Origin of the sequence: Staphylococcus simulans (assembly GCF_002902285.1) — a bacterium.
Lineage (GTDB): Bacteria > Bacillota > Bacilli > Staphylococcales > Staphylococcaceae > Staphylococcus > Staphylococcus simulans.
Map to the genome: position 1 here is coordinate 1 of NZ_PPRU01000033.1, position 26,085 is coordinate 26,085.

Here is a 26,085-nt window from a genome sequence, read left to right on the forward strand (position 1 = left end):
TATACATATTTTCGAAAATTTCATAAAAAAAACAAACTACCGTTACACTTTTTCAAGTTATAACGGTAGTTTGTCTACGGTCTGAGACCAGAACACTATATTCTGGTCTCGCATTATTGTAATGATTGATTCGATATTTAACGTGAAGTTTCAACCATAATCGCCGAAACTCGGCATTATTTTAAAATTATAGGTGTTTGTTTAATACTTCAGCTAAGTTTTCTTTAGGTTGGAAACCTACAACTTTATCAACAGGTTCTCCATCTTTGAAAACGATTAGAGTTGGGATACTCATTACTTCGAATTTAGCTGCAGTGTTAGGATTTTCGTCAACATCTAATTTTAAGATGTCAGCTTTACCGTCGAAATCTTGAGCTAATTCTTCTAATACAGGTGCGATCATTTTACAAGGTCCACACCAAGTTGCCCAGAAATCTACTAATTTAACACCATTTTGAACTTGTTCATTAAAGTCTGAATCAGTAACTTTAATTAATGCCATAAATATCGTTCCTCCTTAGGAATTTTAATGATGAACAAAGTATATCAGATACGATTTGTAATTGCATCGGCTTTGCTCATAACCACATTCTTTTTTATATTTCTTCATATTATTTTCATAATCGTATTATTTCAACGTCGCAACTGTTACACCGAAGCCACCTTCACTTGGTGTACCCGTGCGGTAAGAGGCAATATTTTTATGTCGTTTCAAATGTTGTTGCACTGCCTTCTGCAATGCTCCTGTTCCCTTCCCGTGAATAATATAAACATTCTCGTAGTTGCTGAGCATGGCTTGATCTAGGTACTGATCTAAAGCTGTTACCGCTTCATCATAACGATAACCTCTTAAGTCTAACTCCATTTTCACTGGAGAACGGTTCGAACGTGATACCATTTTCGTTTGTGGTTCTTGTGTCTTTTGTTTCTTCTCTAAGTCGGCAATCGGTAATTTCATTTTAATGATGCCCATTTGAACCACTGCTTCTTCATCATCCAAGATTTCAAGCACTTCACCTTTTTGACCATAGGTTAAGACTTTGACTTCATCGCCAGCTTTAATCTCATCCCATTTTTTCTTCTTCACATTTTGTTTAAGGTCAGTTGCTTCATATTGCTCATCTAAGTGTTTACGTTTTTCAATCAACTCGTGCTCTTTCACATCAGCGTTTTTCTCATCTCTTAACTGACGTAAATCTGAAATAATTTCTTCTGCTTCTTTTGTCGCAGCTTTAACACGTTGATTGGCTTTCGTTTTCGCTTCATCCATCAATTGTTTTTCGTAATTTTGATATTGATCATATTTCTGACTCAATTGACGGTGTAAATCTTGTGCTTCTCGTAATAATTGTTCTAATTCAATACGTTGATTATCTACACGTTTCGTATTCTTCTCTAGTGAAGCAATCATATTATTGATTTCTTGCTCATCTTGTCCAATCATCGCTTTCGCATCACGAATAATTTTGCCGTTTAAACCGAGTTTACTTGAAATTTCAAAGGCATTTGAACGTCCAGGCACACCCATTAATAATTTATACGTTGGGCTGAGCGTATTCACATCGAATTCCACACTGGCATTCATGACACCATCACGGTTATAACTATACGCTTTTAATTCAGGATAGTGTGTCGTAGCCATCACTAATGCACCGCGTTTTTGTACATTATCTAAAATACTCATTGCGAGTGCTGCCCCTTCACTTGGGTCTGTACCAGCACCAAGTTCGTCAAAGAGAATCACACTGTTGTGATCTGCATGTTTTAAAATCTCTACAATATTCTTCATATGAGAAGAGAACGTTGATAATGATTGTTCAATCGATTGTTCATCACCGATATCACAATAAACATTATCAAAGACACCGAGTTTACTACCGTCTAATGTTGGAATTAATAAACCTGATTGTGCCATCACGATGATTAAACCTAACGTTTTCAATGTGACAGTTTTACCGCCAGTATTCGGACCCGTAATAATCACAGTTTGAATGCCATCTACAAATTCAATAGTATTCGCAACGACCGTTTTTGGATCTAATAATGGATGGAATGCTTTTGGTAAATACACCTTACGTTCTTCTGTAAATTCAGGTTTCGTACCTTTAATAGAACTGCCGTATCGTGCTTTCGCAGTTAAGAAGTCGATTTGTCCCATTACAGACTCTGCAATTAAACAAGCATCCGCTTCACCAGCAACTTCTAACGTCAACTCCGTCAAAATACGTTCGACTTCTGCTTTCTCATCATTACGGAGTCGGCTGATTTTGTTATTCATTTCTACCACAGCAGAAGGTTCAATATATAACGTTTGACCTGAAGATGATTGGTCATGAACGATACCATTGAAATCTTGACGATATTCCGCTTTTACTGGAATTACATGTCTATCATTTCTGACTGTAATAATCGAATCTGATAATTTCTTTTGGTTCGATTGACTTTTAACCACACGGTCTAAGTTTTGTTTAATACGTTGTGAAGTACTATGAATGCGACTTCTGATACTTTGAAGTTCATAGCTTGCATCATCAAATAAATCATAAGCATCACATTTTTGTTTAATTTCTTGATACAAATCCGAAAGAATCGGCAATTGAGTCATACGCTCATCTAAAATCGGATAATTGATAGCTTCCTCTTCTTCTAAGAGTTGACTGTAGAATGTTTTATATTGATTTTGAACTTGAATTAAACGCTTAATCTGGTTCAACTCACGTACGTTCAACATACTGCCGATTTTCGCACGATGAATAAGCGGTGACACTTTAGATAAACCACTCAAACTCGGTAAACGATGCTTATTATAAATTTGAGATATTTCGTCTGTTTCATCTATTTGATGAACAACAGTTTGATAATCAGAAGCTGGTGACATTGACGCTGCTTTTTCTCGTCCTAAGTCACTGACAGCTTCTTTTTCTACAAGTGCTTTGATTTTATCGAAATCAAGCACATCTAATGTCTTCTGTCTCACTGACATCCCTCTATTTCTTTAGCTTTTTATTATTTTTTATAAATGATTTGAAATCTTCTCTGCTCATAGTGTTCAACACACGTGATTTATCAATAAAAGCTTTTTGCGCTGTCGCGATACCATATTTCATCAACTCTAAGTTATCGATATGGTGTGCATCCGTATTGATGGTTACCATAATATCTTGATGATGACGTAACGCTTCTGCACTTAAATCTAAACGTAATGGATTCGCATTGATTTCTAAAATGGTGCCTGTTTCTTTCGCTATCTCGAATAATCGATCCATATTAACTTTATAGCCGTCACGGCGACCGATAATACGTCCTGTTGGATGTGCAATATGACGCACATAAGGATTACGGCATGCTTGTTCTAAGCGATGCATAATTTGTTCTTCCGTTTGATTAAAGCTTTGATGAATCGATGCGATAACATAATCAAGCTGGGCTAATATCTCATCTGGATAATCTAATGTACCATCTGCTAAAATATCCATTTCAGTTCCAGAGTAAATATCAATTTCATCATATTCCTCATTCATCGCTTTAATTTCTTCATTTTGACGTAATAAACGCTCAATTTCTAAACCATGTGCTACACGTAAACTACGTGAATGATCTGTAATAACCATATATTCATAACCTTTTTGAATATTAGCTTCAATCATTTCACGCAAACTAAAGGCACCGTCACTCATGGTTGTATGCATGTGCACATCGCCTTTAATATCATCTAAAGTCACAATATTAGATAAGTCTCGGTCAAATTCACTGCCGTCTACACGCATTGGCGGCGCAATCCATTCATGTCCGAAATGTTCATAGATAGCTGCTTCACTGTCTAATTGCAGTAAAGAACCATCTGGCTGTTCAATGCCATATTCACTGACTTTTTCACCGCGTGCTTTCGCAAGTTGACGAATACGGATATTATGATCTTTTGAGCCAGTAAAATGTTGCAGCGTATGATAATATGCGCTTGGTTCAACAATTCTGAAGTCGATTTCAATTGTTTCACCTTCAAATTCAACTTCTACCGATACTTTCGTTAATCCTACTGCCACATCTTTGACTTTATGCGGCACCTTTAATAAGGCTTGTTGCACAGTCTCAGGATCATTTGTACTCATTATATAGTCTAAATCTTTACTCATTTCCTTCACTCTGCGGAAACTGCCTGCAACATGATATTGTTCTAACGCATCAATCGTCTCTAAATATTCTTCAATTTCTTGATTCAATTTAATCAATAAGTTGATAGGATAACGTTCTTTACGTGCACTTAGCGCTTTGACACCCGCTAAGATATTTTCTTCAGTCTTTTTACCGAAACCACTTAACGCACTGACTTCTTTATTTTCACAGGCACGTGCAAGCTCTTCTTTATTCGTAATGCCAAGCTCTTTATAAAGTTTATGAATCTTTTTACTGCCAAGACCTGGAATCTTCAATAATGGCACTAAACCCTCAGGCACTTCTTCTTCTAATGCTTTAAGTGTTTCAGATTCACCTACTGCTAAATATTCATTGATAACTTCGCCAACACCTTTACCGATGTTTTTAAGCTTTGTGACATCTTCAATTTCATCCATCGTACGTTCATCTGTTTCTAAACTTTGCGCTGCTTTACGATAAGCAGACACTTTGAATGTATTTTCACCTTTTAACTCCATGTAAGTGGCAATCTTCTCTAATAAACGCACAACATCTTTCTTTGTAATATGTTGACTCACTTTATTCACTCCAATTAAAAAGAGGAACTTGATGGCATTCGTATATCTGTAACAGATTGGCGAATGTGTCAGCCTCCTCTTTGTTTAGTCTTTGTATTCATTGAATTATAATGCCATCACAAATAATGACAGATATGGGGTATGAAAGAGTATCAAATTTGCGATAATCGATTGTGCAAATTGCTGCTGAATCGAAAAGCTCGGATATAAGCTGCACAAGTATAATACGAGCAAGACAATGACCACAGAGCTGATCAAGCTAAGCAGTACACCGAAACTTCGATTCAAGATAGATATAGGTTGTGTTACCATTATTTTATCAAACGCAGATAAAATAAGGTATAAAATAAACTTGCTGATTAGAAATATCATGATAAACGCGACAATATTTTCAAAGCGCAGATGAATATCATCATATTGTATAAAATAATGTGTTTGTGCTGCTTTCGTTTTAGGAAACGGAACATATAATTCTAACTGCTTCGCAATCGGTGCGTACCATAATGCCGCAAAGATAAACGCAGCGACCGTACTTATAAAATGAAGCAGACTCCACCAAAATCCTCTGCGAAACCCCATAGCGGCAATCAAAATAAAGACAAAAAAGATGAAGAAATTTAGCAGCATAGGCAGACCCTACTGTTCGTCATGCTTTAAACGATTCAACTCTTGTGTCAAACGACGGTTTTCTTCTTCTAATAACACCTTTTCATGCATAATGTTAACCGCAGTTAATACTGCTTTACGTGTGGTATCTAACCCCGCACTCTTACGACCTAATTCTTGAATTTTTTCATCTACTAGATGCGCAACATAACGTATATGCTCAGGATTATCTTCGCCGACTATTGTATAATTTTTGTTATTAATCGTAACATTGATTCTATTTTTAAATTCGCCCAATTTGATAACTCCAATCTTGCTTATTTTCACTCATTCACCACGACAACTGATGAGTGTATCTCTTATATTAATCGTAACTGATTTTCACACTGATTTGTTGAAAACCATTCTATTTATTCATCACGAACCATTATACACGAGTGCCATTTATTATGTAAGTAGTGTACGCTTTTTGCCAATGTTATGTAAACAGACTGTAATATATAACCTTTTATTGCGACAGGCACCTATAGTAAAATAAGAATACTACTACAAGTAAGGAGCATCCCTATGGCGAACGTCGTATTAAAATTAACAGAAGAACAAATTCAACAATTACTTAGCAAAATCAACGCAGACACAACGAATCTTCCCAAAGGCTCACGCGCACGCGCAAAATATCAAGGTACAACAATTCATATTTATAATTCCGACAAAGTCATGTTTCAAGGCACTCAAGCAGAAGCAGTTTCACAACAATTACTAGGTAATGCTGTCCAAACGTCTAAAGCACCCTTAAAGAAGAAGAAAACAACAATCATCAATTCCAGTGATTATCCATTTAATACATCCAACTGTATCGGCAGTGATGAAGCAGGCAGCGGCGACTATTTCGGTCCGCTTACTGTTTGTGCGGCTTATGTGTCAAAAGAACATGTCGAAGTATTAAAAACATTAGGTGTCGATGATTCTAAAAAATTATCAGATGATAAAATTGTTAAATTAGCTGAGCAATTAGTGACATTCCTTCCCCACTCACTACAAACATTAGATAACAAAAGATATAATGAACAAAAACAACTCGGCTGGTCACAAGTTAAAATGAAAGCGGTCTTGCATAATCATGCCATTGAAAACGTGGTAGACCGTATCGAAGCACAAAACTTCCCTTTAGACTATATTGTAATTGACCAATTTGCGGTACGCGGTGTTTATCAAAATTACGCACTGACAGCTATGCCTTATCCAGACAAAACTTGTTTCGAAACAAAAGGTGAATCCAAATCTTTAGCCATCGCAGCCGCAAGTATCCTTTCCCGTTATGCTTTCGTGAAACATATGGAGCATATGGGCAAAAAAATAAACCAAACGATTCCAAAAGGGGCAAGTCAAAGAGTAGATTTATTTGCGGCTCGTTTAATTGATCAATACGGTACAGAGACATTAGACTCTATATCAAAAGCTGACTTTAAAAATAGAGACAAAGCCTTAGACCTTTATCGTAAAAAACAATTAAACAACTAATCACCTTAACAGATTGCTTACACTTTATATATAAATAAAATGAAACAAGCTCCTTCCACACATGATTTGTGTAGAAAGAGCTTGTTTTTTATATTTCATTTTCTTCAAATGAACCGAATTAACGAATCACTGCACCTTCTGCAGTTAACGCATTCACGATTTCATCATGAACCGCTGTCACTTGTTCGTCTGTTAACGTATTTTCTGTATCTAAATAAGAGATACGGATCGCAACTGATTTCTTACCAGCTTCCATATGTTCGCCTTCATAGACATCAAAAACTTGCGCATTTTGTAAGATTTTACCGCCATGTGCTTTGATTGTGCTAATAAGTTCAGCAGCTGACACTGTTGTATCTACTTCTAATGCGATATCTCTCGTTACACCAGGATATTTAGGGATTTGTTCATAATTGATGTAACCCACAGAAACATTCATCAATTTATCGTAGTTTAATTCAAAGACATACGTACGTTGTTTTAGATCATTTTCTTCAGCTAATTGCGGGTGTAATTCACCGATAAAGCCGATGACTTCGCCATTTAATAAAACATTTGCCGTACGTCCTGGATGTAAACCATCCATTTGCGTTGCCTCGTAATCAAATGTAACATCTAATTTTTCCGCAACTGCATCTAAGACACCTTTCGCAAGATAGAAATCTGTTAATTCTTTTTTACCTTGCCATTGGTTGCTGCTATATTCACCAGTTAAAATACCACTTAAGTATTCAACCTCATCTGGTAATTCACCTTTGCCATTCGCAAAAAAGACGCGACCGATTTCATATAAGAATACATTTGTGTTTTTACGTGCCACATTATAAGCCACCGCATCAATTAAATGTGGTAATAAACTTTGACGTAATACTGCGTGTGCTTCACTCATCGGCATTAACAATTCAATGTTTGGTTTGTCACTCACTGAGAATGCTTTACCACGTGCACGGTCTACTAATGAATACGTAATTGCTTCACTTAAACCTGCACCTTCTAATGTACGTTTTAAAATACGTGTTTTTGATTGACGGTCTGTCAATTGACCGCTTGTAACTTGTTCGAAGACTGGTAATGTTGATGGAATTTCATCATAACCATAAATACGTGCCACTTCTTCGATTAAGTCTTCTTTGATTTTGACATCTCTACGACGTGAAGGAACATAGACTGTTAAGTTACCTTCATTATTTTCAGTTTTGAAACCAAGTTGACTTAATGATTTCACAATCGCTTCAACTGTCATTTCTGAACCGATTGTATTATTAATTTTATCAACTGTAATTTCAATCGGTGTAATAAATTCGCCTAAGTCACCTGATGCGACGCGATCTGATAATACTTCACCTTGTGCGTAATGTTCTAATAAGTAACATGCACGGTCTACAGCTTGGTCTACAAATTCAGTCGCAATTCCTTTTTCGAATCGGCTTGAAGATTCACTACGTAAGTTAAGACGACGTGATGTATGACGAATGCTGACAGGATCGAAAATTGCACCTTCAACCACGACATTTTGTGTTTGTTCAGTAACTTCAGAGAAGTCTCCACCCATCACACCACCAAGCGCAATCGGTTCTTTGCCGTTTGTGATAACGATATCTGACGCTAATAATTCACGTTCTGTATCATCTAACGTTGTCATTTTTTCGCCTTCTTGCGCTTGGCGCACGACAATTTTGTCAGACCCGATATGATCTTGGTCAAACATATGAAGTGGTTGGCCGTATTCTAATAACACATAGTTTGAAATATCTACAACATTATTAATCGGACGAATACCGGCTTTCATTAATCGTGCTTGCATCCACATTGGAGATGGGCCGATTTTAACGTTTTTAACGACACGTGCACTGTAATAAGGTGTTTTATCTGGATTTTCAACTGTTACTGAAATTTCTTCAGATGCTGAAGTTTCAGTCGTGTCAGGTTGTGTTTCTGGTAATGTTAACGGTGCACCATAAAGTGCTGATGTTTCATAGGCAGCACCTACCATACTTAATGCATCCGCACGGTTCGGTGTTAAGTCGAATTCCATTACTTGATCATTTAAGTATAATGCTTCTAATGCATCAGTACCTGGTTTAACTTCATTCGGGAAGTTATAAATTCCTTCTTCAAATGCTTTAGGTACCACGTTGCTTTGAACGCCGATTTCTTGAAGTGAACAAATCATACCTTCAGAAACTTCACCACGTAATTTCGCACGTTTAATTTTAACGCCGCCTGGTAAACGACCGCCAACAGTTGCGACAATCACATATTGTCCAGCATCAACGTTAGGTGCACCACATACGATTTGTACGGGTTCTTCTTCACCGATATCCACTTTACAAATATTCAATTTATCTGCGTTCGGATGTTGTGTTTTACTTTCCACATAACCTACGACTAATTTTTTAATTTCAGCTGTGTAATCAATGATGTCATCGACTTCAATCCCTGTACGTGTGATACGTTCAGCTAATGATTGAATCGGTTCATTAACCGCAACTAAAGATTCTAACCATTCTTTTGATACAAACATTATGCTTCACCTCTATCTTCAACAGCTTTGAATTGATCTAAGAAACGGACATCATTTGTATAGAAGTAACGAATATCTTCAATACCGTATTTCAACATTGCGATACGGTCAGGACCCATACCGAATGCGAATCCAGTGTATTTAGAAGAATCGAAACCAGCCATTTCTAAAACATTCGGATGCACCATTCCGGCACCTAAGATTTCAATCCAACCTGAACCTTTACATACGTTACAGCCTTTACCGCCACATTTGAAGCAAGACACATCGACTTCTACTGAAGGTTCAGTGAATGGGAAGTAACTTGGACGCAAACGGATTTCACGTTCTTCACCGAATAATTTTTTCGCCACAAGTTCAAGCGTACCTTTCAAGTCACTCATTTTAATATTTTCTGCCACAACTAAGCCTTCAATTTGTGTGAATTGGTGACTGTGTGTCGCATCATCTGAGTCACGACGATATACTTTACCAGGACAAATAATTTTAACTGGTCCTTGGCCGTTACGTTTCTCAAGTGTACGTGCTTGTACAGGTGAGGTATGTGTACGCATTAACGTTTCTTCTGTGATATAGAATGTATCTTGCATATCACGTGCTGGGTGTGATTTCGGTAAGTTTAATGCTTCGAAGTTATAGTAATCTTGTTCTACTTCATAACCATTCACAATTTCATAACCTAAACCTAAGAATAAATCTTCAATTTCTTGAATCGTACGTGTTAATGGGTGTGCTGCACCTTGTTTGATTTGGCGACTTGGTAAAGTCACATCAATTGTTTCTTCTTCTAATTGTTTATTTAAACGTTCTTGTTCAAGCACTTTTTTACGTTCAGCAATTGCTTGTTCAATCGCTTGGCGTACTTCATTGACTGCTTGTCCGAATTTTGGTTTTTCTTCATTTGATAAATCTTTCATTTGTTTCATTAAACCTGAAACAGAACCTTTTTTACCTAAGTATTTAACTTTAACATCTTGTAACGCTTTCTCATCTGACGCTTGTGACACATCGGCCAAAGCTTCTGATTTCAGCTGATTCATTTCTTCAGTTTGAATCATATCTGCCCCTCCTAAATAATATTGCCAATAAAAAAAAGACTTCTATCCCTGAGATATGGGACGAAGTCTTCCGTGGTACCACCCAAATTTATGCATACGCATACACTTGATTTATCATAGATAACGGTGATGAACCGACTTAAATTTCTTTAAGTTGCCAAAAAGGTGAAAAAAATTATCGCATTCTGGAATAACTTTCAGTCACGGTTATTCTCCCTAAACAGTCTGCTTCTGATAATTTACGTCTTTTTATAGGCAAAGTATTAATTTATCTGTTTGAGTCATCTGCTCAAACTCTGAATCACATTTAATTATAAGTAATCCCTTCCGACCGGTCAACCTTTTAATTTATAGATTAAGATACTGCCTGCAATCGCTACATTCAGACTTTCAGCAGCCCCGTACATCGGAATTGTTAAACGTTTCGTCGTGTGACTTAATAATGCTGGATCGACACCTTGACCTTCGTTACCAAGCAATAACGCAAAAGATGATTGTGCATCCTCTTCATTAAAATTCACCGCATTTTCTAATGTAGTGCCGTATACCGGCCCATCAAATTGATTAATAAATTCCTCAATCGGCTGAGTGACAATCGGTAAATGGAAGACACTGCCTTGGCTTGAGCGTAATACTTTATCTTGATACGCGTCGGCTGTTCCTGGTGCCAAGACAATCAAATCCAACGCAGCTGCATCAGCTGTACGAATCAACGTACCAAGATTACCTGGATCTTGAATGCGATCAAGCAGTAATACTTGTTTAGCCTCTGCGATATGTGAAGCAACCTCTGGTTTTTCAATGACCGCAAAGATACCTTGAGGTGTCACAGTTCCTGACAAACTTTCTGCTACTTTGAAGTTTATATGGAACGCTTCTTCAGCAGCTTCAATTAATTGTGCATCAAAGCGTTCAGGTTCAACGACAAAAAGTTGTTTTACTGATAATTGGCTTTGAACCGCTTCTTCAATCAAATGTGTCCCTTCTACCAACAACAGTCCTGTTTTATCTCGTTCTTTTTTCTTCTTTAATTTATTCGCTTGTTTCACCTTCGTATTTTGCGGTGACGTAATTTGTTCCATAGTCGGTTACCTCATTTACGATTTTTCCTTATTTTATCATGTTGCTTCTCATAAACAAAAATGAGACCTACCGTTATATACGATGGGTCTCATTATTCATCAATTATTTTGAAACGACTTCTTCACCGTTGTAAGAACCACAGTTTTTACAAACGCGGTGAGATAATTTGTATTCACCACAGTTAGGGCATTCAGTCATACCTGGTACTGATAATTTAAAGTGAGTACGACGTTTATTTTTTCTAGTTTTAGATGTTCTTCTTTTTGGTACTGCCATGATTTAATCCTCCTTAAATTTCAAACACAAAAATCTTTGTTACTGTGCGATTAAGATGTTAATAACAATACTATCTATTGTACATCAACTTCTATTGCTTTTCATCATAAAATTGTTGCAATTTTTGAAGCCTTGGATCGACTTTCTTAGAAGAGATTTCTTCTGCTTGTTCACTTTCTTCTAATTCGTCTTCGTCAATAACTTCCCAACCTTGACCGCTCTGCAGCATGTCTTCTAAACTGCTGTCTTCAGCCACTGCTCGGATAGGCTTTTCTATGATGACAAGCTCTTCTGCGATATCACGTAAATCAATCATTCCGTTTGTAGCAAGATGATAATGTTCATCATCTTCTTCACTATCACTAAACTCATGACCTTCTAAATCAAATATTTCTGTTGTTTCCACATCAATCGGCACTTCAACCGGTTTTAATGTACGCGCATCTTCCATCGTGTACGCACCAGTTAAGTGGATATCAGCGACAACTTCATTTGATTTGACATCAAGTTTGCCCTTCACTCGGATATCAGATAAATCTATAAGTCCTAATTTATCAATTAAATGATTATAATTTACTGTTTGATCAAATTCAAAAGGCTGACCTTGATATTTTCTTAATTGCGTTATTGACCATTTCATATGGCTTCACCTCTAACAAGCACAAAATTTATTTTAACTTTCTAGCGTTAAGTTGTCAAGATTTTTTCTTAACATCTTGACTTTTTGATACAATAATCATAATGAATTCTGAAAGGACGGATTGCAAATGAAATGCGCTGCACTGATTACAGAGTATAACCCCTTCCATAACGGGCATGTCTACCATGCAGAACAAGCACGTCAAATCGCTGATGCAGATATCACTGTAGCTATTATGAGCGGTCAATTTGTGATGCGCGGAGAACCCGCAATCTACAACAAATTTTTACGCACACAATTGGCACTCTCTGCTTGCGACCTTGTCGTTGAGCTTCCTGCTTATGCAGCGTTATCTGCTGGAGAATACTTCGCAGAAATGGGTGTCAAAGTTGCTGACTATCTTAATTGTGATGCACTCGTGTTCGGAAGTGAATCCGGCAGCATCAAAGATTTCGAACATGTTGCCATGCAACTCAACCATATCGAAGAACATCCAGAATTTCAAACAAAGCTGCACGAAGGGAAAAGTTACCCTAGAATCATCCATGAATTATTAGATGAACCTGCTTTACTGCAGACACCTAATAATATCTTAGGTCTCTCTTATGTACAAGCTATTCAACACTATGCAGCACACATCACACCTTTGACATTACAACGACACCAAACGAACCATCATAACCAAACCATAGACAACCAAACTTTCGCAAGCGGCAGCGCAATCAGAAAGGCGCTCAAAAACAATGATGCAAGCTTTGAAACAGTAGTTCCATCATCAGTTAAACACTTGTATACATCACCGCAATTAACGTTAGATGAAGTGTTCTCTTATCTGAAATTTACATTATTACGCGCCTCTCTTGAAGAACTACGTGAGATGCATACGGTTAGTGAAGGGTTTGAGTATCGTTTAAAAGAAAAAATCCAATCTGCACACAACTTCAATCAATTGATGCAGCTGCTTAAAACTAAGCGCTATACGTATACCCGTATTCAGCGTATGTTAATGAACTGCTTGTTAAACTTTAAACAAGCAAATAAACAAAATGAAATTGACGCTGTACGCATCTTAGGTATGAATGAAAAAGGACAAGCGTACTTAAAACAATTGAAGAAAGATTTTCCAGATCGTCACTTTATTACAAACGTTAATAAAGCGACCGCAAGTCATTTTGAACCAGAAATCAAAGCAACTGAAATTTATAATGCACTGTCTGGTCAAACCGCTGATGATTTCAATACACCTGTAATTAGGGTACAGTCACAATAAGGGGGTAAATCAACATGCAAGTTTATTCAGAATCGGAAGTAAAAGAACGTTATCATATGAAAGATGCGATTACAGCGATTGAAGAAAGTTTCAATAAGTTGAACCAAATCAAAACTGCACCACGCACGGTGATTCCTACAGGTGATGGTGCAAAATCTATGTTATACATGCCTTGTGTTGACTTAGCCAAACAACTCGGCACAATCAAAATTACATCTATCACACCAGAGAATCCAAAACAGCAACTACCTACTACACAAGCACAAATCGTGATTACTAATCTAAAAAACGGTGAAACGAAGGCGATGTTAGATGGCAGTTACCTGACTAGATTGAGAACTGGTGCACTGAGCGGTATTGCGACTAAATATATGAGCCGTGAAGATGCGACAACATTAGGTATGATTGGTACAGGTGGTATGGCTTACGAACAATTCTTAGGTAATATCGAGGTCCGCCCTATCAATACAGTCTTGCTTTACAACCGTACAACAGAAAAAGCACAAGACTTTAAAACACGTATTTTAAAAGATTATCCAGATTTAAATGTTCAAGTATTAGAAGATGTATCAAAACTGGTCAAACAAGCAGATATTATCAACTGCCAAACACCTTCCACGCAGCCTGTCTTTAACGCTGAAGATGTGCAGCCAGGAACACATATCAACGGTATTGGCTCTTACCAACCGGATATGAAAGAACTAGATGCAAATATTTTCACGCAAGCAGAAAGTGTCGTTGTAGATGATCTTGAAGGGGCTAAAGAAGAGTCAGGAGAATTGATTGAAGCGAATGAAAATAAAACTTTCACTTTCGAAGAAATCAATGATGAACTCAAAACACTTTCACAACAAGGGACTCTATATCGTAAAAATAATGACGCCATCACTGTCTTTAAATGTGTTGGTGCAGCTTACTTTGATTTAGCTGTTGCCATCGGTGCTTATGAAAAGTTAAATCAATAACTACAAAACATTTAATATCAAATAAAAAACACGTTTCAACACCTTTTGTATGATACAAATAGACGTTGAAACGTGTTTTATTAGTTTCCGAATTTTTCTTTTAATGCTTTTTCTACAGGAGGCGGTACAAACTCAGAAATATCCGCTTTATATTGCGCTACTTCTTTAACTACACTAGAACTGATGAATGAATAGTTCGTGCTTGTCATCATATATAATGTTTCGACATCACTATTCAACTTCTTGTTCATAGATGTTAAACGCAATTCGTATTCAAAGTCGCTGACTGCACGTAATCCTCGAATGATTGTTTTTGCGCCGATTTTATCACAAAAATCTACAAGTAAACCATTGAATTGGTGCACTTGTACGTTCGGGATATTTGCGACAGATTCTTCAATTAAAGCGATGCGTTCTTCCACAGTAAAAGTCCCTGACTTATTACGGTTTTTCAATACACAGATGTGGATTTCATCAAAACGGTGTGCCACACGTTCAATAATATCCAAATGCCCATATGTAATTGGATCGAAACTACCTGGTATTACTGCTTTTGTTTCAGCCATCATGTTCTCCTTTTTCTAATAACATAGTATCCGTTAAGCCATAATGATAACGTTTAATCACTTCAAAAGAGTGCGTATCAATGTTTTCTTTATGGTTAAACTCACAAACGATGATACCACTTTTCTTCAATAAATTAAACTCTTCGATTTGTGCTAATGCTTTATCAATTAATCCTTTATCATAAGGCGGGTCTAAGAAGATTAAATCAAATTGAATGTCTCGTTTAGCTAACGCTTTCAAGGCACGGTCAGCATTATTTTTATAGACTTCTGCTTGTTTCATCAAATCTAAGCTGTTTAAGTTTGCTTTGATTACTTTGACTGCTTTAAAATTTTGATCTACAAAAATCATTTCGTCCATACCACGAGACAATGCTTCTATACCTAAAGCACCGCTTCCCGCAAACAAATCCAAACCGATACCTGATACATCATGCAAGGTATTAAAGATACTTTCTTTTACTTTATCTGTTGTCGGACGTGTATTACGCCCTTGCAGACTTTCTAGAGGTTTACTTTTATGTTGGCCTGATATCACTCTCATCTAATACTTCACTTCCCCTCTTGTTCTATAATATAATTTGGGTAATAAGGAGGCTATTCCCAAAATGAAACAATCTTTTATTGTACTCGGTGAAGGACTCACCGATTTATTTGAGTTCAAAACACTTATTCAATATAATCATGAACGCATTAATCGCATTGTGTTCTTTAACAGTCCAAGTTCAGACAAAGGTTTAAGTTCTGCAGCGATTATCATGAATCCAACTGAAGGCAATTACTTCCAAGCCATGTATATCATGTTGAATGCTTTTCCTTACCCTCATCCAGAGGATAATAAAAAGTCAGCAATGATTCGCGGCTTCGCTGAAGATTATCAATTACCGTTAAACGAATTAGATGTTAAATCTTCAGACGAGTTTCATGATTTAGAACTCTATTTCAACTATTTAGTCGGTGTCTTACGCTTATATCATTGGATACCGCCATTACAATAACGTTTAATGTCATATCATAAGGGTTATATTGGTTGATACAGTAGTGTAACTATTAATTGATTTCGTATTTTTCTTTTTCATACGTTTTCTTTAAATATTTATAAGGAGAACCTTCAATGTGACGCACATACTTTAATTTCATGAGTCGGTTGACAATATGATCGGCATCATTTTCATTGATATACATGATGACATATTTGCGATTACGATTACTATTGACAATATGACCGTATTTTCTAATATGACGTTCATGCTTCATATGTTTAAGGTATATAATTAAACTGGTTCTTGGTATGATTTCTGTCATTTTGATCACTCCATTACTTTAATCTATAGTATCACGACTGAACTAAATTTGAAATAACCAAACCCCTGTATCACTAAGCATTCACGCTTCTTAGATATCACTTTTGGTTAGCTTCATAAACTACGAGGAGGAAATTTCATGGTAAAAATAAGTAGACTTATTAGAAACAGTGTAGCAGGTGCTGCCGGTATATTCAGCGGACTTATCTTTTTGTCAAAATTAAAAGGACAACCAGAACCTCAACCTATCCCAGCATTCTTTACACGTAAGCCCCATTATATCTTCGCCCATCGCGGCGGCATGGCTTTACGTCCGGAACAAACAAAACTCGCATTTGATACAGCGGCATCTTACGAAGTGGATGGTTTCGAAACAGATGTACGTGTCACAAGTGATGAACAATTGATTGTCTTTCATGATGCCACAGTCGACCGTACTACCAACGGTTCAGGCAAAGTACGTGAGCACCGCTTAGATGAACTGCAAAAGCTGGATGCAGGTTATCATTTTAAAGACATCAATAAAGAGACGCCTTATCGTGACCACCCAGATGCGAAAATCCTGACATTTGATCAATTGTTAGAATTATATCCTGATATGCTCATTAATGTGGATTTAAAAGATAGTCCAGACTCTTATGAAGGTACGATTGCACCAGAACTATTATACAAATCTATCGTACGTCATAACGCACAAGATCGCGTATTAGTGACGAGTTTCTATCAGGAACAAATTGCTAGATTTTCTGAATTAGCATTAGGAACAGTTGCGGTAGGCGCAAGCCAAGAAGAAGTCACTGTAGGTATCGTTAAATTCTTCAGCGGCTTAGGCAATATGTTTGAAGCGCAAGCCAACACTTTCCAAATGCCGACAAGTTATCATGGTGTGCCACTTACTTCAAAACGATTAATCAATTGGTTGAATTCTCGTAATATCGTTCCAGGTTATTACGGTGTCAACAGTATTGATTTAATGAGTGACCTATTTAACAAAGGCACACATACTATTGTCACTGACAGACCTGACCTTGCATTCCAATATCGTCAAAACCAAGCTCAACATTAATATGACTGATCACTCAAATTATAATAATTAATAAACAAAGCAACACCCGCTACCATCGGCTTTATAGCTTATGTAGCGGGTGTTGCTTTGTTTTATATTAAGCGTGGATTTGGCATTGGCATGTTCCGCCTGTACTGCATCCATGCATATCTGTTCTAAAGAATGGGTTCCCTACTTCAATTTTCACATTATCTGAAATAGAAGTTGCGATAATTGTGATGACTTCATCCACTAAATTTTGAAGTTCAGTTTCTTTTTGTTTATACGCCATCACAGATGGAACCATGTCATACGCTCGTTTACTTTTACGCGTTGCACGTGTCACTGTTTGATAATCTGGATGATATTTACCAAAACGCATCACTTCATCATAACGTTCTTTATATTTCATAAACGTTTGATAATGCGTTTGTGCTGCTTCATCTTCGTTCATTGCTTGACGTGCTGCTATATATTCTTGGTAAATCTCTGAGTTTAAAATCATTTCACTGACTTCATCTACACCATCTAAAACCTCAATGATTTCAGAATTAATCATATTGTCACCTTCCATCAGTCTCCAATAAATATTAATGTATAGTAGCCGTCCATGACATCTCCGCCCATTTCAGTATATTGTGTATTCAATAAACGAGAACGGTGAATGTCTGAATTCAACCAGCTATGCAAGAGTGTCGGTACGTCATTAAAGTCATAACCAACGTTTTGTCCTACGGCTTCAAATTTTATATTACGATCATCTAGTTGTTGTTTCAAAGCACCTTCAGTAAATTCAACATTTTTGTTATTTGTACTTTCGTATAAGTTTACTGAAGCGATGTGACTCAAATCATTATTTACTTTGAACGGTTTAAGCCCCTTCAAGCTTCTGATTTGATTGGTAACTTCATAAAGCGTCATTAACTGGTTGACGTTTTGTTCGTATGGGACATCTTTATGTTGATTTTTAACAGTTTTTTCATTTGATGTTTGTGTCATTTGATATGGATTAAACATAACAAGTGCATTAGCATCAAGGAATCTTACACCAACCACTTTATTGGTTTGTTGGTCGATATACACTTGCGCATACACATCACCATATTTTATCAGCATTTGTGTTTTCATATCTTCATCAGAAAGTTCTATATCATAAGACTTACCGTTAGCTTTAATACGGGGTTCTGGGTTAATACTCGTGTTTTCAAAAATACTCGAAGCATCTTCAGAGATATTGATAGGTTCAATATCCGCCTTCGTTCCTGTCGCATAGACTGATTTAATGATATTATTCTTAGCCGTCACAATATAATATTGATTTTGTGCTCTGAAGACATAGTTTTTATAGTCATTTGCGTATGCATAGACACGATCAGCTTGACCGAATTTCTTCGTCAAACCGCTGATGTCATTGTTGACCCATGTTCCAATTCCTGACTTAGGTTTTGGATTTTCAGTCTCCGGCCCTTTTTTCTGTGTTTGTTCAATTTTTGTCGACGATTTCTTGTTTGGATTTTCCAACACATCAAATTTCAGCCGTGGCGAATAAAATAAATAGATAAGAAAAGTTATGAGAAGCAAGACGCCTATAACTTTAATAATTAAATTCCTCATTCTCCGCCCACCTCAATGTTAAGTAATTATCATTGTACACGTTTCACACGCACACTCGCAAGGATAGTCTTTATGTAAAAACATCGACTGACAACAGATAACGTCATCAGTCGATGTTTTACATTTTAAAAGCCGAAAGTTGCTTTAAATAATGAAGTTGTTTCTCCACCTGGGTACATAACATATAACAAGATGTACACGATAATACCTGTGAACGCTGTAAAAATCCAAATAATCGCTGCCCAAGGTCCAACCTTGCGGTGAAGATTAAATTTGTCTTTAAACGCTGTGATGATTTGGAATAATCCCATTAATCCACCCACCGTTGATAACGCGATGTGGAAAATCAAGAAGAAATGGTAATATCCTTTTAACCATGCAGGTCCACCGAAAGCAGTGTTCCCGATAAAGAATGTTCTACTTGCATAAATGATAAAGAATGTTAATGCGAAGAATGCTGCAGTCAACATTACTTTCTTATGCGCTTCAATTTTACGTTTTTTAATCAAGTACCATCCAACAATAACTAACGCCGCACAAATTTGAATACAGCTTGTACTTATCGTCGGCAATATAGGTAGACTCATAAATCTCATCCTATCTTCAATTTATTTAAATCATATTGATTAAAGAAATTACGACTGCTAATGCAAAGAATAGCACTAAATAGTTTAGTGAGTAAACAAACATTAACGTAGCCCATTTCTTTTGATTGAAGTTCTTCTTGAAGCTTGTTAAGCCAAGATACATCCAACCTAAGTTCAGAAGTGTTGCCAATACAACGAATACCGTACCTAAATTTGTAAATAATAATGGTAAAGGTAATAATGCGACTAACCATAAAAGCATACCTACACGTGTACGGTTAAAACCTCTAACAGATGGTAACATAGGAACTTTAGCTAAAGCATATTCGTCTTGACGTTTAATAGCTAAGGCATAGAAATGAATCGGTTGCCAACAAAATACCACTAAGAATAACGCAATTGCTGTTAAGCTTAGTTGGCCTTCAATTGCTGTCCAGCCGATTAAAGGCGGTACTGCACCTGGGAAGCTCCCGATAACAGTATTCCAAGTTGTGTGGCGTTTAGACCAAATTGAATAAAATGACACGTAGCCTATAATGCCCATTAAACCAATGACACCTGATGGTATATTTAGGATAAATAATAAGATTTCTCCTAGAACCATCATTCCGAAACTTAAAATCAATAAATTTTTATTTGAAATTCTGTTATTGACTGTCGGTCTTGACTGTTTGCTTGGCATAATGCTGTCAATATCTTGGTCATAATAGTTATTGAGTGCACATGCGCCCCCCATGATGAGCGTTGAACCGATCATCATCAACAGAATTTGCGGTATAGATGATAGGAAGGAGTGATTCGTTAATACAATCGCTAGCCATGCCCCTGTGAAGGCAGGAATTAAGTTCCCTTGAACGAGCCCCATTTTAATAATTGCTTTCAGTTCTTTAAGGGTTACACGACCAGAAGCTTGCGACAAAGTATGTCCTTTATCCATAATGCCCCTCCTTAAAATATTCATATAATACAATGATATAGCAAAAAGTAATAGTTGACTAGGCTAAATAAGACAAATTTGTGACACTTTAGCGACAACACTAATTTTCAAAAAATCGTCGTTTTTGTGACACATTTTCAATCCACATGCTATTAAAATTTATAGCCATTATTGATATAATGTTTATAAATATTTACAATTTATCAAATGACAAATAGGCTTGAGGCATGGAATTCGGATTCGTCTTACATACTTGTTCGTACAAATCCCTCCTTTCCTCTGCCTTTATCTATGTCAATTAATCAGTGGGGTGTTTTAAATTGTTTAAAAAACGTAACCTTAGATGGTTAGCTGTTCTCGCAACAGTTATTATGGCATGGGTTCAATTAGGTGGCGCACTTGTAACAAAAACAGGTTCAGCCGATGGTTGCGGATCATCATGGCCGTTATGTCATGGTGCTTTATTACCGCAAAACTTACCTATTAGTACAATTATCGAGCTCAGTCACAGAGCAACATCTGCTTTATCATTAATCGTTGTATTATGGTTGGTCATTACAGCTTGGAAGAATATCGGGTATATCAAAGAAGTTAAACCACTGGCAATTATCAGTGTCGGTTTCTTGCTTATCCAAGCATTAGTCGGAGCTGCAGCAGTGCTTTGGCAACAAAATGATTACGTGCTTGCATTGCACTTTGGTATCTCATTAATCAGCTTCTCATCTGTTTTCGTATTGACATTAATCATCTTCGATGTAGATAAAAAATACGAAGCGAACAAAGTACACATAGATCCTAAACTTAGAATCTATACTTGGACAATGGCGATTTGTTTATATGTCGGCATTTACACAGGTGCTTTAGTACGTCATACAGATTCATCATTATCTTATGGTTCATGGCCATTACCATTCGCAGACTTGATTCCACATACAGAACAAGACTGGGTACAATTCATGCATAGATTATTAGCACTTATCGCTACAATCAGTGTGTTCCTTGCATTTAACTATGCAATCAGACACTATCACGAAAACCGTACCATCCGATACGGTTACACAGCAGCATTACTTTTAATCGTACTGCAAATTATCACAGGTGCTTTATCAATCTTCACAAGCGTGAATTTATTCATCGCTTTACTACACGCATTAATTATCACATTTGAATTCGGTTTAATCGCCTACTTCATCTTATTGATGCTGCGTACAAAACGTGTTGAAAAAGTTAAAAATAACGCTTATTAATACAAATAACCGTTGAACAGACATCACTGTTCAGCGGTTATTTTTTGTTGCTTTATCCAAACTTCTTAATCACTTTTACTATAAATAGGCTTCTCAAGAATAGAAATACCGGAAACTGAAGGGAGTTTCAGCTTCCGGCATATTTTAACGATTATTCATCTTTTTCTAATTCCACTAATAAGTCGCCTGTTTGAATACCTTCACCATTTGTGACAGTAACTTGTTTTACTGTACCGTTGAATGGTGCTTGTACTGTTGTTTCCATTTTCATTGCTTCAGTAATCAAGAGTGCTTGTCCGCTTTCTACGTGATCACCCACTGCAACTTTAACTTCTGACACTGTACCAGGCATTTGTGCACCGATATGGTTAGGGTTAGCTTTGTCTGCTTTTGGTTTTACTGTCGCATTCGTTTTCACATTTTCATCTTGAATTTTAATTTGACGTGTTTGACCGTTCATGATGAAGAAGATTGTTCTGACACCTTTATCATCTGGTTCAGTAATTGCTTCTAATGTGATAATCAACGTTTTACCTTTATCGATTTCCACTTCAACTGTTTCACCCGTACGCATACCGAAGAAGAATGTCGGTGTATCTAATAATGACACATTACCGAATTGTTCTTTCGTAGCGATGTATTGTTCATAAACTTTAGGATAAATCGCATAACTGATTAAATCTTGTTCAGTGATAGGTTTTTCTTGTTTCGCTTGAAGTTCTTCACGTAACGCTTTAAAGTCGATATCTTCAAGGTATTCACCTGGACGCTCTGTTAATGGTTTTTGACCTTTCAACACAACTTTTTGAAGTTCTTTATTGAAGCCGTCTGTTGGTTGACCGATTTCACCTTTGAAGAATGAGACCACTGATTCAGGGAAGTCGAGTTTGTAACCGTCTTTTAAGACATCTTCTTCTGTTAAATCATTTTGTACCATGTATAACGCCATATCTCCAACTACTTTTGAAGATGGTGTTACTTTAACAATATCTCCAAATAAGAAGTTTACGCGACGATACATATCTTTAACTTCATGGAATCTATTGCCTAAGCCTAAACTTTTCGCTTGTTGGTTTAAGTTTGAGTATTGACCGCCAGGCATTTCATATTGGTAAATTTCTGTGTTCGGTGATTTGAAATCACTTTCGAAGTCACTATAGTAATGACGTACTGTATCCCAATATTGACCTAAACGTTCAAGACCATTGATATCTGTACGTGCATCACGACCAAAGCCATTTAAAGCATAGTACAATGAGTTCGCACTTGGTTGACTTGTTAAACCACTCATAGATGATACTGCTGTATCAATGACGTCTACACCTGCATCTGCAGCTTGTTTATACGTTAAAATACCGTTACCGCTTGTATCATGTGTATGCAAGTGGATTGGTAAATCAACTGCAGCTTTTAATTCTCCTATTAATTCAAAAGCAGCTTTAGGTTTTAATAAACCTGCCATGTCTTTAATCGCAAGAATATGGAATCCTTCTTTTTCCAATTCCTTCGCAAGATTCACATAGTATTCTAATGTGTAAATATTAGAGCGTTGCGGATCTAAAATATCCCCTGTATAACAAATTGTACCTTCAGAGATTTTACCCGCTTCTTGAACCGCTTCATTCGCTACTTTCATTTGGTCTAACCAGTTCAACGAGTCGAAAATACGGAAGACATCTACGCCAGCTTCAGCACTTTCTTTTACGAATTTCTTAATCACATTATCAGGATAGTTTTTATAACCTACTGCGTTTGATGCACGTAATAACATTTGGAATAAAATGTTAGGAATGGCTTTACGCATTTGTTCTAGACGTTCCCATGGATTTTCTTTCAAGAAGTTATAAGCAACGTCAAATGTCGCACCGCCCCACATTTCAAGTGAGAATGCATCTTGTAAGATTTCCGCTGTTTGTGATGCGATAGCTAACATATCTTTCGTACGCACACGTGTCGCAAGTAAGGATTGATGCGCATCACGGAATGTTGTATCTGTAATCAACACATCTTCTTGTTTTAATAACCAGTCCGCTACAGCTTTAGGACCTTGTTCATCTAAGAGTTGTTTTGTACCTCTTAATTGTTTGATTTCTGATCTTGGTACACGGTCTACATGTGGACGTTCAAAATCAGGCTTTTGACGTTTTTCAACACTTGGGAAGCCGTTGATTGTCACATTACCAATGTATTCTAATGTTTTAGTACCACGGTCTTGTGTTGGATTAATTTCAAACAACTCAGGTGTTTCTTCGATGAATTTAGTTGTATAGTCGCCTTCTTGGAATTGTTTATTGCGAATCACGTTAATTAAGAATGGAATATTCGTTTTCACACCACGAATACGCATCTCACGTAAAGATCGATCCATTTTTTCAATCGTTTGTTTAAACGTTAACGCATGTGTAGACAATTTCACTAATAATGAGTCATAGTATGGTGAAATTTCAGCACCTTGGAATCCATCACCAGCATCTAAACGTACACCGAAACCACCACTAGAACGATAAGCGATAATGTGGCCAGTATCCGGCATAAAGTCATTTGTCGGATCTTCAGTTGTGATACGACATTGAATCGCATACCCTAATGTATGAATTTCATCTTGGTGTGGAATACCGATTTCATCGTCAAATAACGATTCGCCATCTGCTACAAGAATTTGTGTTTTCACAATATCGATACCTGTAATCATTTCAGTGATTGTATGTTCTACTTGTACACGTGGGTTAACTTCAATAAAGAAGAACTCATCGCCAGATACTAAGAACTCAACTGTACCTGCGTTGACATAGCCCACATTGTTCATTAATTGTAATGCTGCGTCACAAATACGTTGACGTAAACCTTCATCCATACCTACTGATGGCGCAACTTCAACAACTTTTTGGTGACGACGTTGTACAGAACAATCTCTTTCATAAAGGTGAACAATATTACCGTGTTCATCACCCATGATTTGAACTTCTATATGTTTTGGTTCATTAATGTATTTTTCAATATAAACTTCACTGTTACCAAAAGATTTTTGCGCTTCAGATTTCGCACGTGTAAAGGCTTCTTCAAGTTCAGACTCCTCATTCACAATACGCATACCTTTACCGCCGCCACCGCTAGTGGCTTTAATCATCAATGGGTAACCTGCTTCTTTCGCAAAATCTGCAGCTTTATGATAATCCTCAATCGGACCATCTGTACCCGGAATAACTGGTAAACCAGCTTCAATTGCTGTGGCACGGGCTTTCACTTTATCACCAAACATATCTAAATGTTTAAGTTTAGGGCCGATAAAGATAATACCTTCTTCTTCACAGCGTTTTGCGAAGGTTTCATTTTCACTTAAGAATCCGTAACCTGGATGAATCGCATCAACATTCGCATTCTTCGCAACTTCAATAATACGTTCAATATTTAAATAACTGTCAGCAGGACCTAAATCCTCTCCGACTAAATAAGATTCATCAGCTTTGTTTCTATGTAACGAACCTTTGTCTTCATTTGAATAAATTGCGACTGTTGTAATGTCTAATTCAGTGGCTGCACGGAAAATACGAATTGCGATTTCACCGCGGTTTGCTACCATTAACTTATTAATCTTCTTCAAGTGATCACCCCCCAAAAATCAATTATTAGAATTTTCTAAACCTTTGTTGTAGATAATAGTATACCAAAACACGAACATTAATGTTAGTAGATGTATCTGTTCTGATATGTAAACTTCAAGCCAAACTATACTGTTTCAGCAACTTATAAACACGCCACCAAAGCATGTTAGACAGTGCTAGTATAGATAAGACATATAGAAGCATATCCGTATTATATCATATTTTCTTATAACACATCATAAACTTTATTTATACTTATTTCTGAAAGCAATCATTTTAGCTTAACCATTATTCTTAACATTTCTTACTCGTCAATAAAAAACGTTTGTCTTTTTAAAAATCTTTCAATCGACATAAAAAAAGACTGAACGTGCTTACGCTCAGTCTCAGACCGTAGACAAACTACCGTTATAACTTGAAAAAGTGTAACGGTAGTTTGTTTTTTTTATGAAATTTTCGAAAATATGTATAAAAATCTTTATAATAGAAGTCCTCACGGACTCTTATGTAAGCCACATAGATACTTTT

At 36.7% G+C, this 26,085-nt stretch carries 24 protein-coding genes; 6 read left to right on the forward strand and 18 right to left on the reverse strand.

Translation table 11 applies throughout. The annotated features are described in order from the left end of the window. Positions 1 to 187 precede the first annotated feature (187 nt). The 5 genes from trxA to zapA form a co-directional block, all read right to left on the reverse strand. The gene (gene trxA, locus CD112_RS07925) at positions 188 to 502 is read right to left on the reverse strand and encodes a thioredoxin (RefSeq protein ID WP_002480567.1); all 315 of its coding nucleotides are present in this window, start codon (positions 500 to 502) and stop codon (positions 188 to 190) included. Positions 503 to 628: 126 nt separating this feature from the next. Continuing rightward, on the reverse strand, positions 629 to 2,977 hold the full coding sequence (locus CD112_RS07930) for an endonuclease MutS2 (RefSeq protein WP_070626674.1): 2,349 nt from the start codon (positions 2,975 to 2,977) through the stop codon (positions 629 to 631). 10 nt (positions 2,978 to 2,987) lie between these two features. Beyond that, entirely contained in the window at positions 2,988 to 4,700 is a 1,713-nt protein-coding gene (gene polX / locus CD112_RS07935) for a DNA polymerase/3'-5' exonuclease PolX (protein ID WP_103364122.1), read from the reverse strand. 117 nt (positions 4,701 to 4,817) lie between these two features. Further along, the gene (locus CD112_RS07940) at positions 4,818 to 5,339 is read right to left on the reverse strand and encodes a CvpA family protein (protein WP_060803920.1); all 522 of its coding nucleotides are present in this window, start codon (positions 5,337 to 5,339) and stop codon (positions 4,818 to 4,820) included. A 9-nt stretch (positions 5,340 to 5,348) separates the two neighbouring features. Continuing rightward, entirely contained in the window at positions 5,349 to 5,615 is a 267-nt protein-coding gene (gene zapA / locus CD112_RS07945) for a cell division protein ZapA (RefSeq protein ID WP_002480563.1), read from the reverse strand. A 270-nt stretch (positions 5,616 to 5,885) separates the two neighbouring features. On the opposite strand from zapA, the gene rnhC reads away from it, so the two are divergent. Beyond that, a complete protein-coding gene (gene rnhC / locus CD112_RS07950) occupies positions 5,886 to 6,839 on the forward strand; it encodes a ribonuclease HIII (RefSeq protein WP_103364117.1) in 954 nt (317 codons plus the stop codon). Between the two features lie 118 nt (positions 6,840 to 6,957). On the opposite strand, the gene pheT is transcribed toward rnhC, so the two are convergent. From pheT to CD112_RS07980, 5 genes are all read right to left on the reverse strand, one after another. After that, positions 6,958 to 9,363 (reverse strand): phenylalanine--tRNA ligase subunit beta, encoded by a 2,406-nt coding sequence (gene pheT, locus CD112_RS07955; protein WP_103364118.1) that lies wholly within the window; start codon positions 9,361 to 9,363, stop codon positions 6,958 to 6,960. Further along, complete coding sequence (gene pheS / locus CD112_RS07960) at positions 9,363 to 10,421, reverse strand: phenylalanine--tRNA ligase subunit alpha (protein WP_002480560.1); 1,059 nt, start codon at positions 10,419 to 10,421, stop codon at positions 9,363 to 9,365. Before pheS ends, pheT begins: the two co-directional genes overlap by 1 nt. A 335-nt stretch (positions 10,422 to 10,756) precedes the next feature. Then, entirely contained in the window at positions 10,757 to 11,503 is a 747-nt protein-coding gene (locus tag CD112_RS07965) for a TrmH family RNA methyltransferase (protein ID WP_103364119.1), read from the reverse strand. Positions 11,504 to 11,606: 103 nt separating this feature from the next. After that, positions 11,607 to 11,780, reverse strand: coding sequence for a 50S ribosomal protein L32 (gene rpmF / locus CD112_RS07970; protein ID WP_002480558.1), 174 nt, complete (start codon positions 11,778 to 11,780; stop codon positions 11,607 to 11,609). A 91-nt stretch (positions 11,781 to 11,871) separates the two neighbouring features. Beyond that, a complete protein-coding gene (locus CD112_RS07980) occupies positions 11,872 to 12,420 on the reverse strand; it encodes a YceD family protein (protein WP_002480557.1) in 549 nt (182 codons plus the stop codon). 127 nt (positions 12,421 to 12,547) lie between these two features. On the opposite strand from CD112_RS07980, the gene CD112_RS07985 reads away from it, so the two are divergent. Both CD112_RS07985 and CD112_RS07990 read left to right on the forward strand, forming a co-directional pair. Further along, positions 12,548 to 13,690, forward strand: a complete 1,143-nt coding sequence (locus CD112_RS07985) for a nucleotidyltransferase (RefSeq protein WP_103364120.1) — start codon at positions 12,548 to 12,550, stop codon at positions 13,688 to 13,690. 14 nt (positions 13,691 to 13,704) lie between these two features. Continuing rightward, positions 13,705 to 14,655, forward strand: a complete 951-nt coding sequence (locus CD112_RS07990) for an ornithine cyclodeaminase family protein (protein WP_057510368.1) — start codon at positions 13,705 to 13,707, stop codon at positions 14,653 to 14,655. An 80-nt stretch (positions 14,656 to 14,735) separates the two neighbouring features. Here the strand turns inward: CD112_RS07990 and coaD are convergent, their stop codons facing one another. Together coaD and rsmD are read right to left on the reverse strand one after the other, a co-directional pair. Beyond that, the gene (gene coaD, locus CD112_RS07995; RefSeq protein WP_002480554.1) at positions 14,736 to 15,221 is read right to left on the reverse strand and encodes a pantetheine-phosphate adenylyltransferase; all 486 of its coding nucleotides are present in this window, start codon (positions 15,219 to 15,221) and stop codon (positions 14,736 to 14,738) included. Beyond that, positions 15,214 to 15,765 (reverse strand): 16S rRNA (guanine(966)-N(2))-methyltransferase RsmD, encoded by a 552-nt coding sequence (rsmD, locus tag CD112_RS08000; protein WP_002480553.1) that lies wholly within the window; start codon positions 15,763 to 15,765, stop codon positions 15,214 to 15,216. The genes coaD and rsmD overlap by 8 nt, the downstream gene beginning before the upstream one ends. Positions 15,766 to 15,829: 64 nt before the next feature. Between rsmD and CD112_RS08005 the strand changes: the two genes are divergently transcribed. Continuing rightward, positions 15,830 to 16,219 carry a DUF7147 family protein gene (locus CD112_RS08005; RefSeq protein WP_002480552.1) on the forward strand — a complete coding sequence of 130 codons (390 nt, stop codon included), beginning with the start codon at positions 15,830 to 15,832 and terminating at the stop codon, positions 16,217 to 16,219. A 52-nt stretch (positions 16,220 to 16,271) separates the two neighbouring features. Here CD112_RS08005 and CD112_RS08010 read toward each other — a convergent pair whose 3' ends face one another. Beyond that, complete coding sequence (locus tag CD112_RS08010; RefSeq protein ID WP_002480551.1) at positions 16,272 to 16,526, reverse strand: DUF2129 domain-containing protein; 255 nt, start codon at positions 16,524 to 16,526, stop codon at positions 16,272 to 16,274. A 138-nt stretch (positions 16,527 to 16,664) separates the two neighbouring features. Between CD112_RS08010 and CD112_RS08015 the strand changes: the two genes are divergently transcribed. Continuing rightward, positions 16,665 to 17,591: a lysophosphatidylglycerol phospholipase D gene (locus CD112_RS08015; RefSeq protein WP_057510366.1), complete on the forward strand. Its 927-nt coding sequence runs from the start codon at positions 16,665 to 16,667 to the stop codon at positions 17,589 to 17,591. A 97-nt stretch (positions 17,592 to 17,688) separates the two neighbouring features. On the opposite strand, the gene CD112_RS08020 is transcribed toward CD112_RS08015, so the two are convergent. From CD112_RS08020 to cyoE, 4 genes are all read right to left on the reverse strand, one after another. Next, positions 17,689 to 18,129, reverse strand: a complete 441-nt coding sequence (locus CD112_RS08020) for a YlbF/YmcA family competence regulator (protein ID WP_070848777.1) — start codon at positions 18,127 to 18,129, stop codon at positions 17,689 to 17,691. A 14-nt stretch (positions 18,130 to 18,143) separates the two neighbouring features. After that, a complete protein-coding gene (locus CD112_RS08025) occupies positions 18,144 to 19,184 on the reverse strand; it encodes a CAP domain-containing protein (protein ID WP_002480548.1) in 1,041 nt (346 codons plus the stop codon). Positions 19,185 to 19,309: 125 nt separating this feature from the next. Further along, a complete protein-coding gene (locus CD112_RS08030; RefSeq protein WP_002480547.1) occupies positions 19,310 to 19,771 on the reverse strand; it encodes a DUF420 domain-containing protein in 462 nt (153 codons plus the stop codon). Between the two features lie 25 nt (positions 19,772 to 19,796). After that, on the reverse strand, positions 19,797 to 20,708 hold the full coding sequence (cyoE, locus tag CD112_RS08035) for a heme o synthase (RefSeq protein ID WP_002480546.1): 912 nt from the start codon (positions 20,706 to 20,708) through the stop codon (positions 19,797 to 19,799). A gap of 320 nt (positions 20,709 to 21,028) precedes the next feature. On the opposite strand from cyoE, the gene CD112_RS08040 reads away from it, so the two are divergent. Continuing rightward, a complete protein-coding gene (locus CD112_RS08040) occupies positions 21,029 to 21,955 on the forward strand; it encodes a COX15/CtaA family protein (RefSeq protein ID WP_057510365.1) in 927 nt (308 codons plus the stop codon). A 151-nt stretch (positions 21,956 to 22,106) separates the two neighbouring features. Here the strand turns inward: CD112_RS08040 and CD112_RS08045 are convergent, their stop codons facing one another. After that, complete coding sequence (locus tag CD112_RS08045) at positions 22,107 to 25,556, reverse strand: pyruvate carboxylase (RefSeq protein ID WP_103364121.1); 3,450 nt, start codon at positions 25,554 to 25,556, stop codon at positions 22,107 to 22,109. Positions 25,557 to 26,085 lie beyond the last annotated feature (529 nt).

Bases quoted from the DNA above. Each gene is read 5' to 3' on its own strand.
- pheT (WP_103364118.1), bottom strand. From the start codon at position 9,363: ATGTTTGTATCAAAAGAATGGTTAGAATCTTTAGTTGCGGTTAATGAA.
- CD112_RS08005 (WP_002480552.1), top strand. From the start codon at position 15,830: ATGAAACAATCTTTTATTGTACTCGGTGAAGGACTCACCGATTTATTT.
- CD112_RS07990 (WP_057510368.1), top strand. From the start codon at position 13,705: ATGCAAGTTTATTCAGAATCGGAAGTAAAAGAACGTTATCATATGAAA.
- CD112_RS07940 (WP_060803920.1), bottom strand. From the start codon at position 5,339: ATGCTGCTAAATTTCTTCATCTTTTTTGTCTTTATTTTGATTGCCGCT.
- CD112_RS07980 (WP_002480557.1), bottom strand. From the start codon at position 12,420: ATGAAATGGTCAATAACGCAATTAAGAAAATATCAAGGTCAGCCTTTT.
- CD112_RS08020 (WP_070848777.1), bottom strand. From the start codon at position 18,129: ATGATTAATTCTGAAATCATTGAGGTTTTAGATGGTGTAGATGAAGTC.
- coaD (WP_002480554.1), bottom strand. From the start codon at position 15,221: ATGGCTGAAACAAAAGCAGTAATACCAGGTAGTTTCGATCCAATTACA.
- CD112_RS07985 (WP_103364120.1), top strand. From the start codon at position 12,548: ATGAAATGCGCTGCACTGATTACAGAGTATAACCCCTTCCATAACGGG.
- trxA (WP_002480567.1), bottom strand. From the start codon at position 502: ATGGCATTAATTAAAGTTACTGATTCAGACTTTAATGAACAAGTTCAA.
- CD112_RS08025 (WP_002480548.1), bottom strand. From the start codon at position 19,184: ATGAGGAATTTAATTATTAAAGTTATAGGCGTCTTGCTTCTCATAACT.
- CD112_RS08015 (WP_057510366.1), top strand. From the start codon at position 16,665: ATGGTAAAAATAAGTAGACTTATTAGAAACAGTGTAGCAGGTGCTGCC.
- CD112_RS07965 (WP_103364119.1), bottom strand. From the start codon at position 11,503: ATGGAACAAATTACGTCACCGCAAAATACGAAGGTGAAACAAGCGAAT.
- rpmF (WP_002480558.1), bottom strand. From the start codon at position 11,780: ATGGCAGTACCAAAAAGAAGAACATCTAAAACTAGAAAAAATAAACGT.
- rnhC (WP_103364117.1), top strand. From the start codon at position 5,886: ATGGCGAACGTCGTATTAAAATTAACAGAAGAACAAATTCAACAATTA.
- CD112_RS08010 (WP_002480551.1), bottom strand. From the start codon at position 16,526: ATGACAGAAATCATACCAAGAACCAGTTTAATTATATACCTTAAACAT.
- rsmD (WP_002480553.1), bottom strand. From the start codon at position 15,765: ATGAGAGTGATATCAGGCCAACATAAAAGTAAACCTCTAGAAAGTCTG.
- CD112_RS08030 (WP_002480547.1), bottom strand. From the start codon at position 19,771: ATGAGTCTACCTATATTGCCGACGATAAGTACAAGCTGTATTCAAATT.
- cyoE (WP_002480546.1), bottom strand. From the start codon at position 20,708: ATGGATAAAGGACATACTTTGTCGCAAGCTTCTGGTCGTGTAACCCTT.
- pheS (WP_002480560.1), bottom strand. From the start codon at position 10,421: ATGATTCAAACTGAAGAAATGAATCAGCTGAAATCAGAAGCTTTGGCC.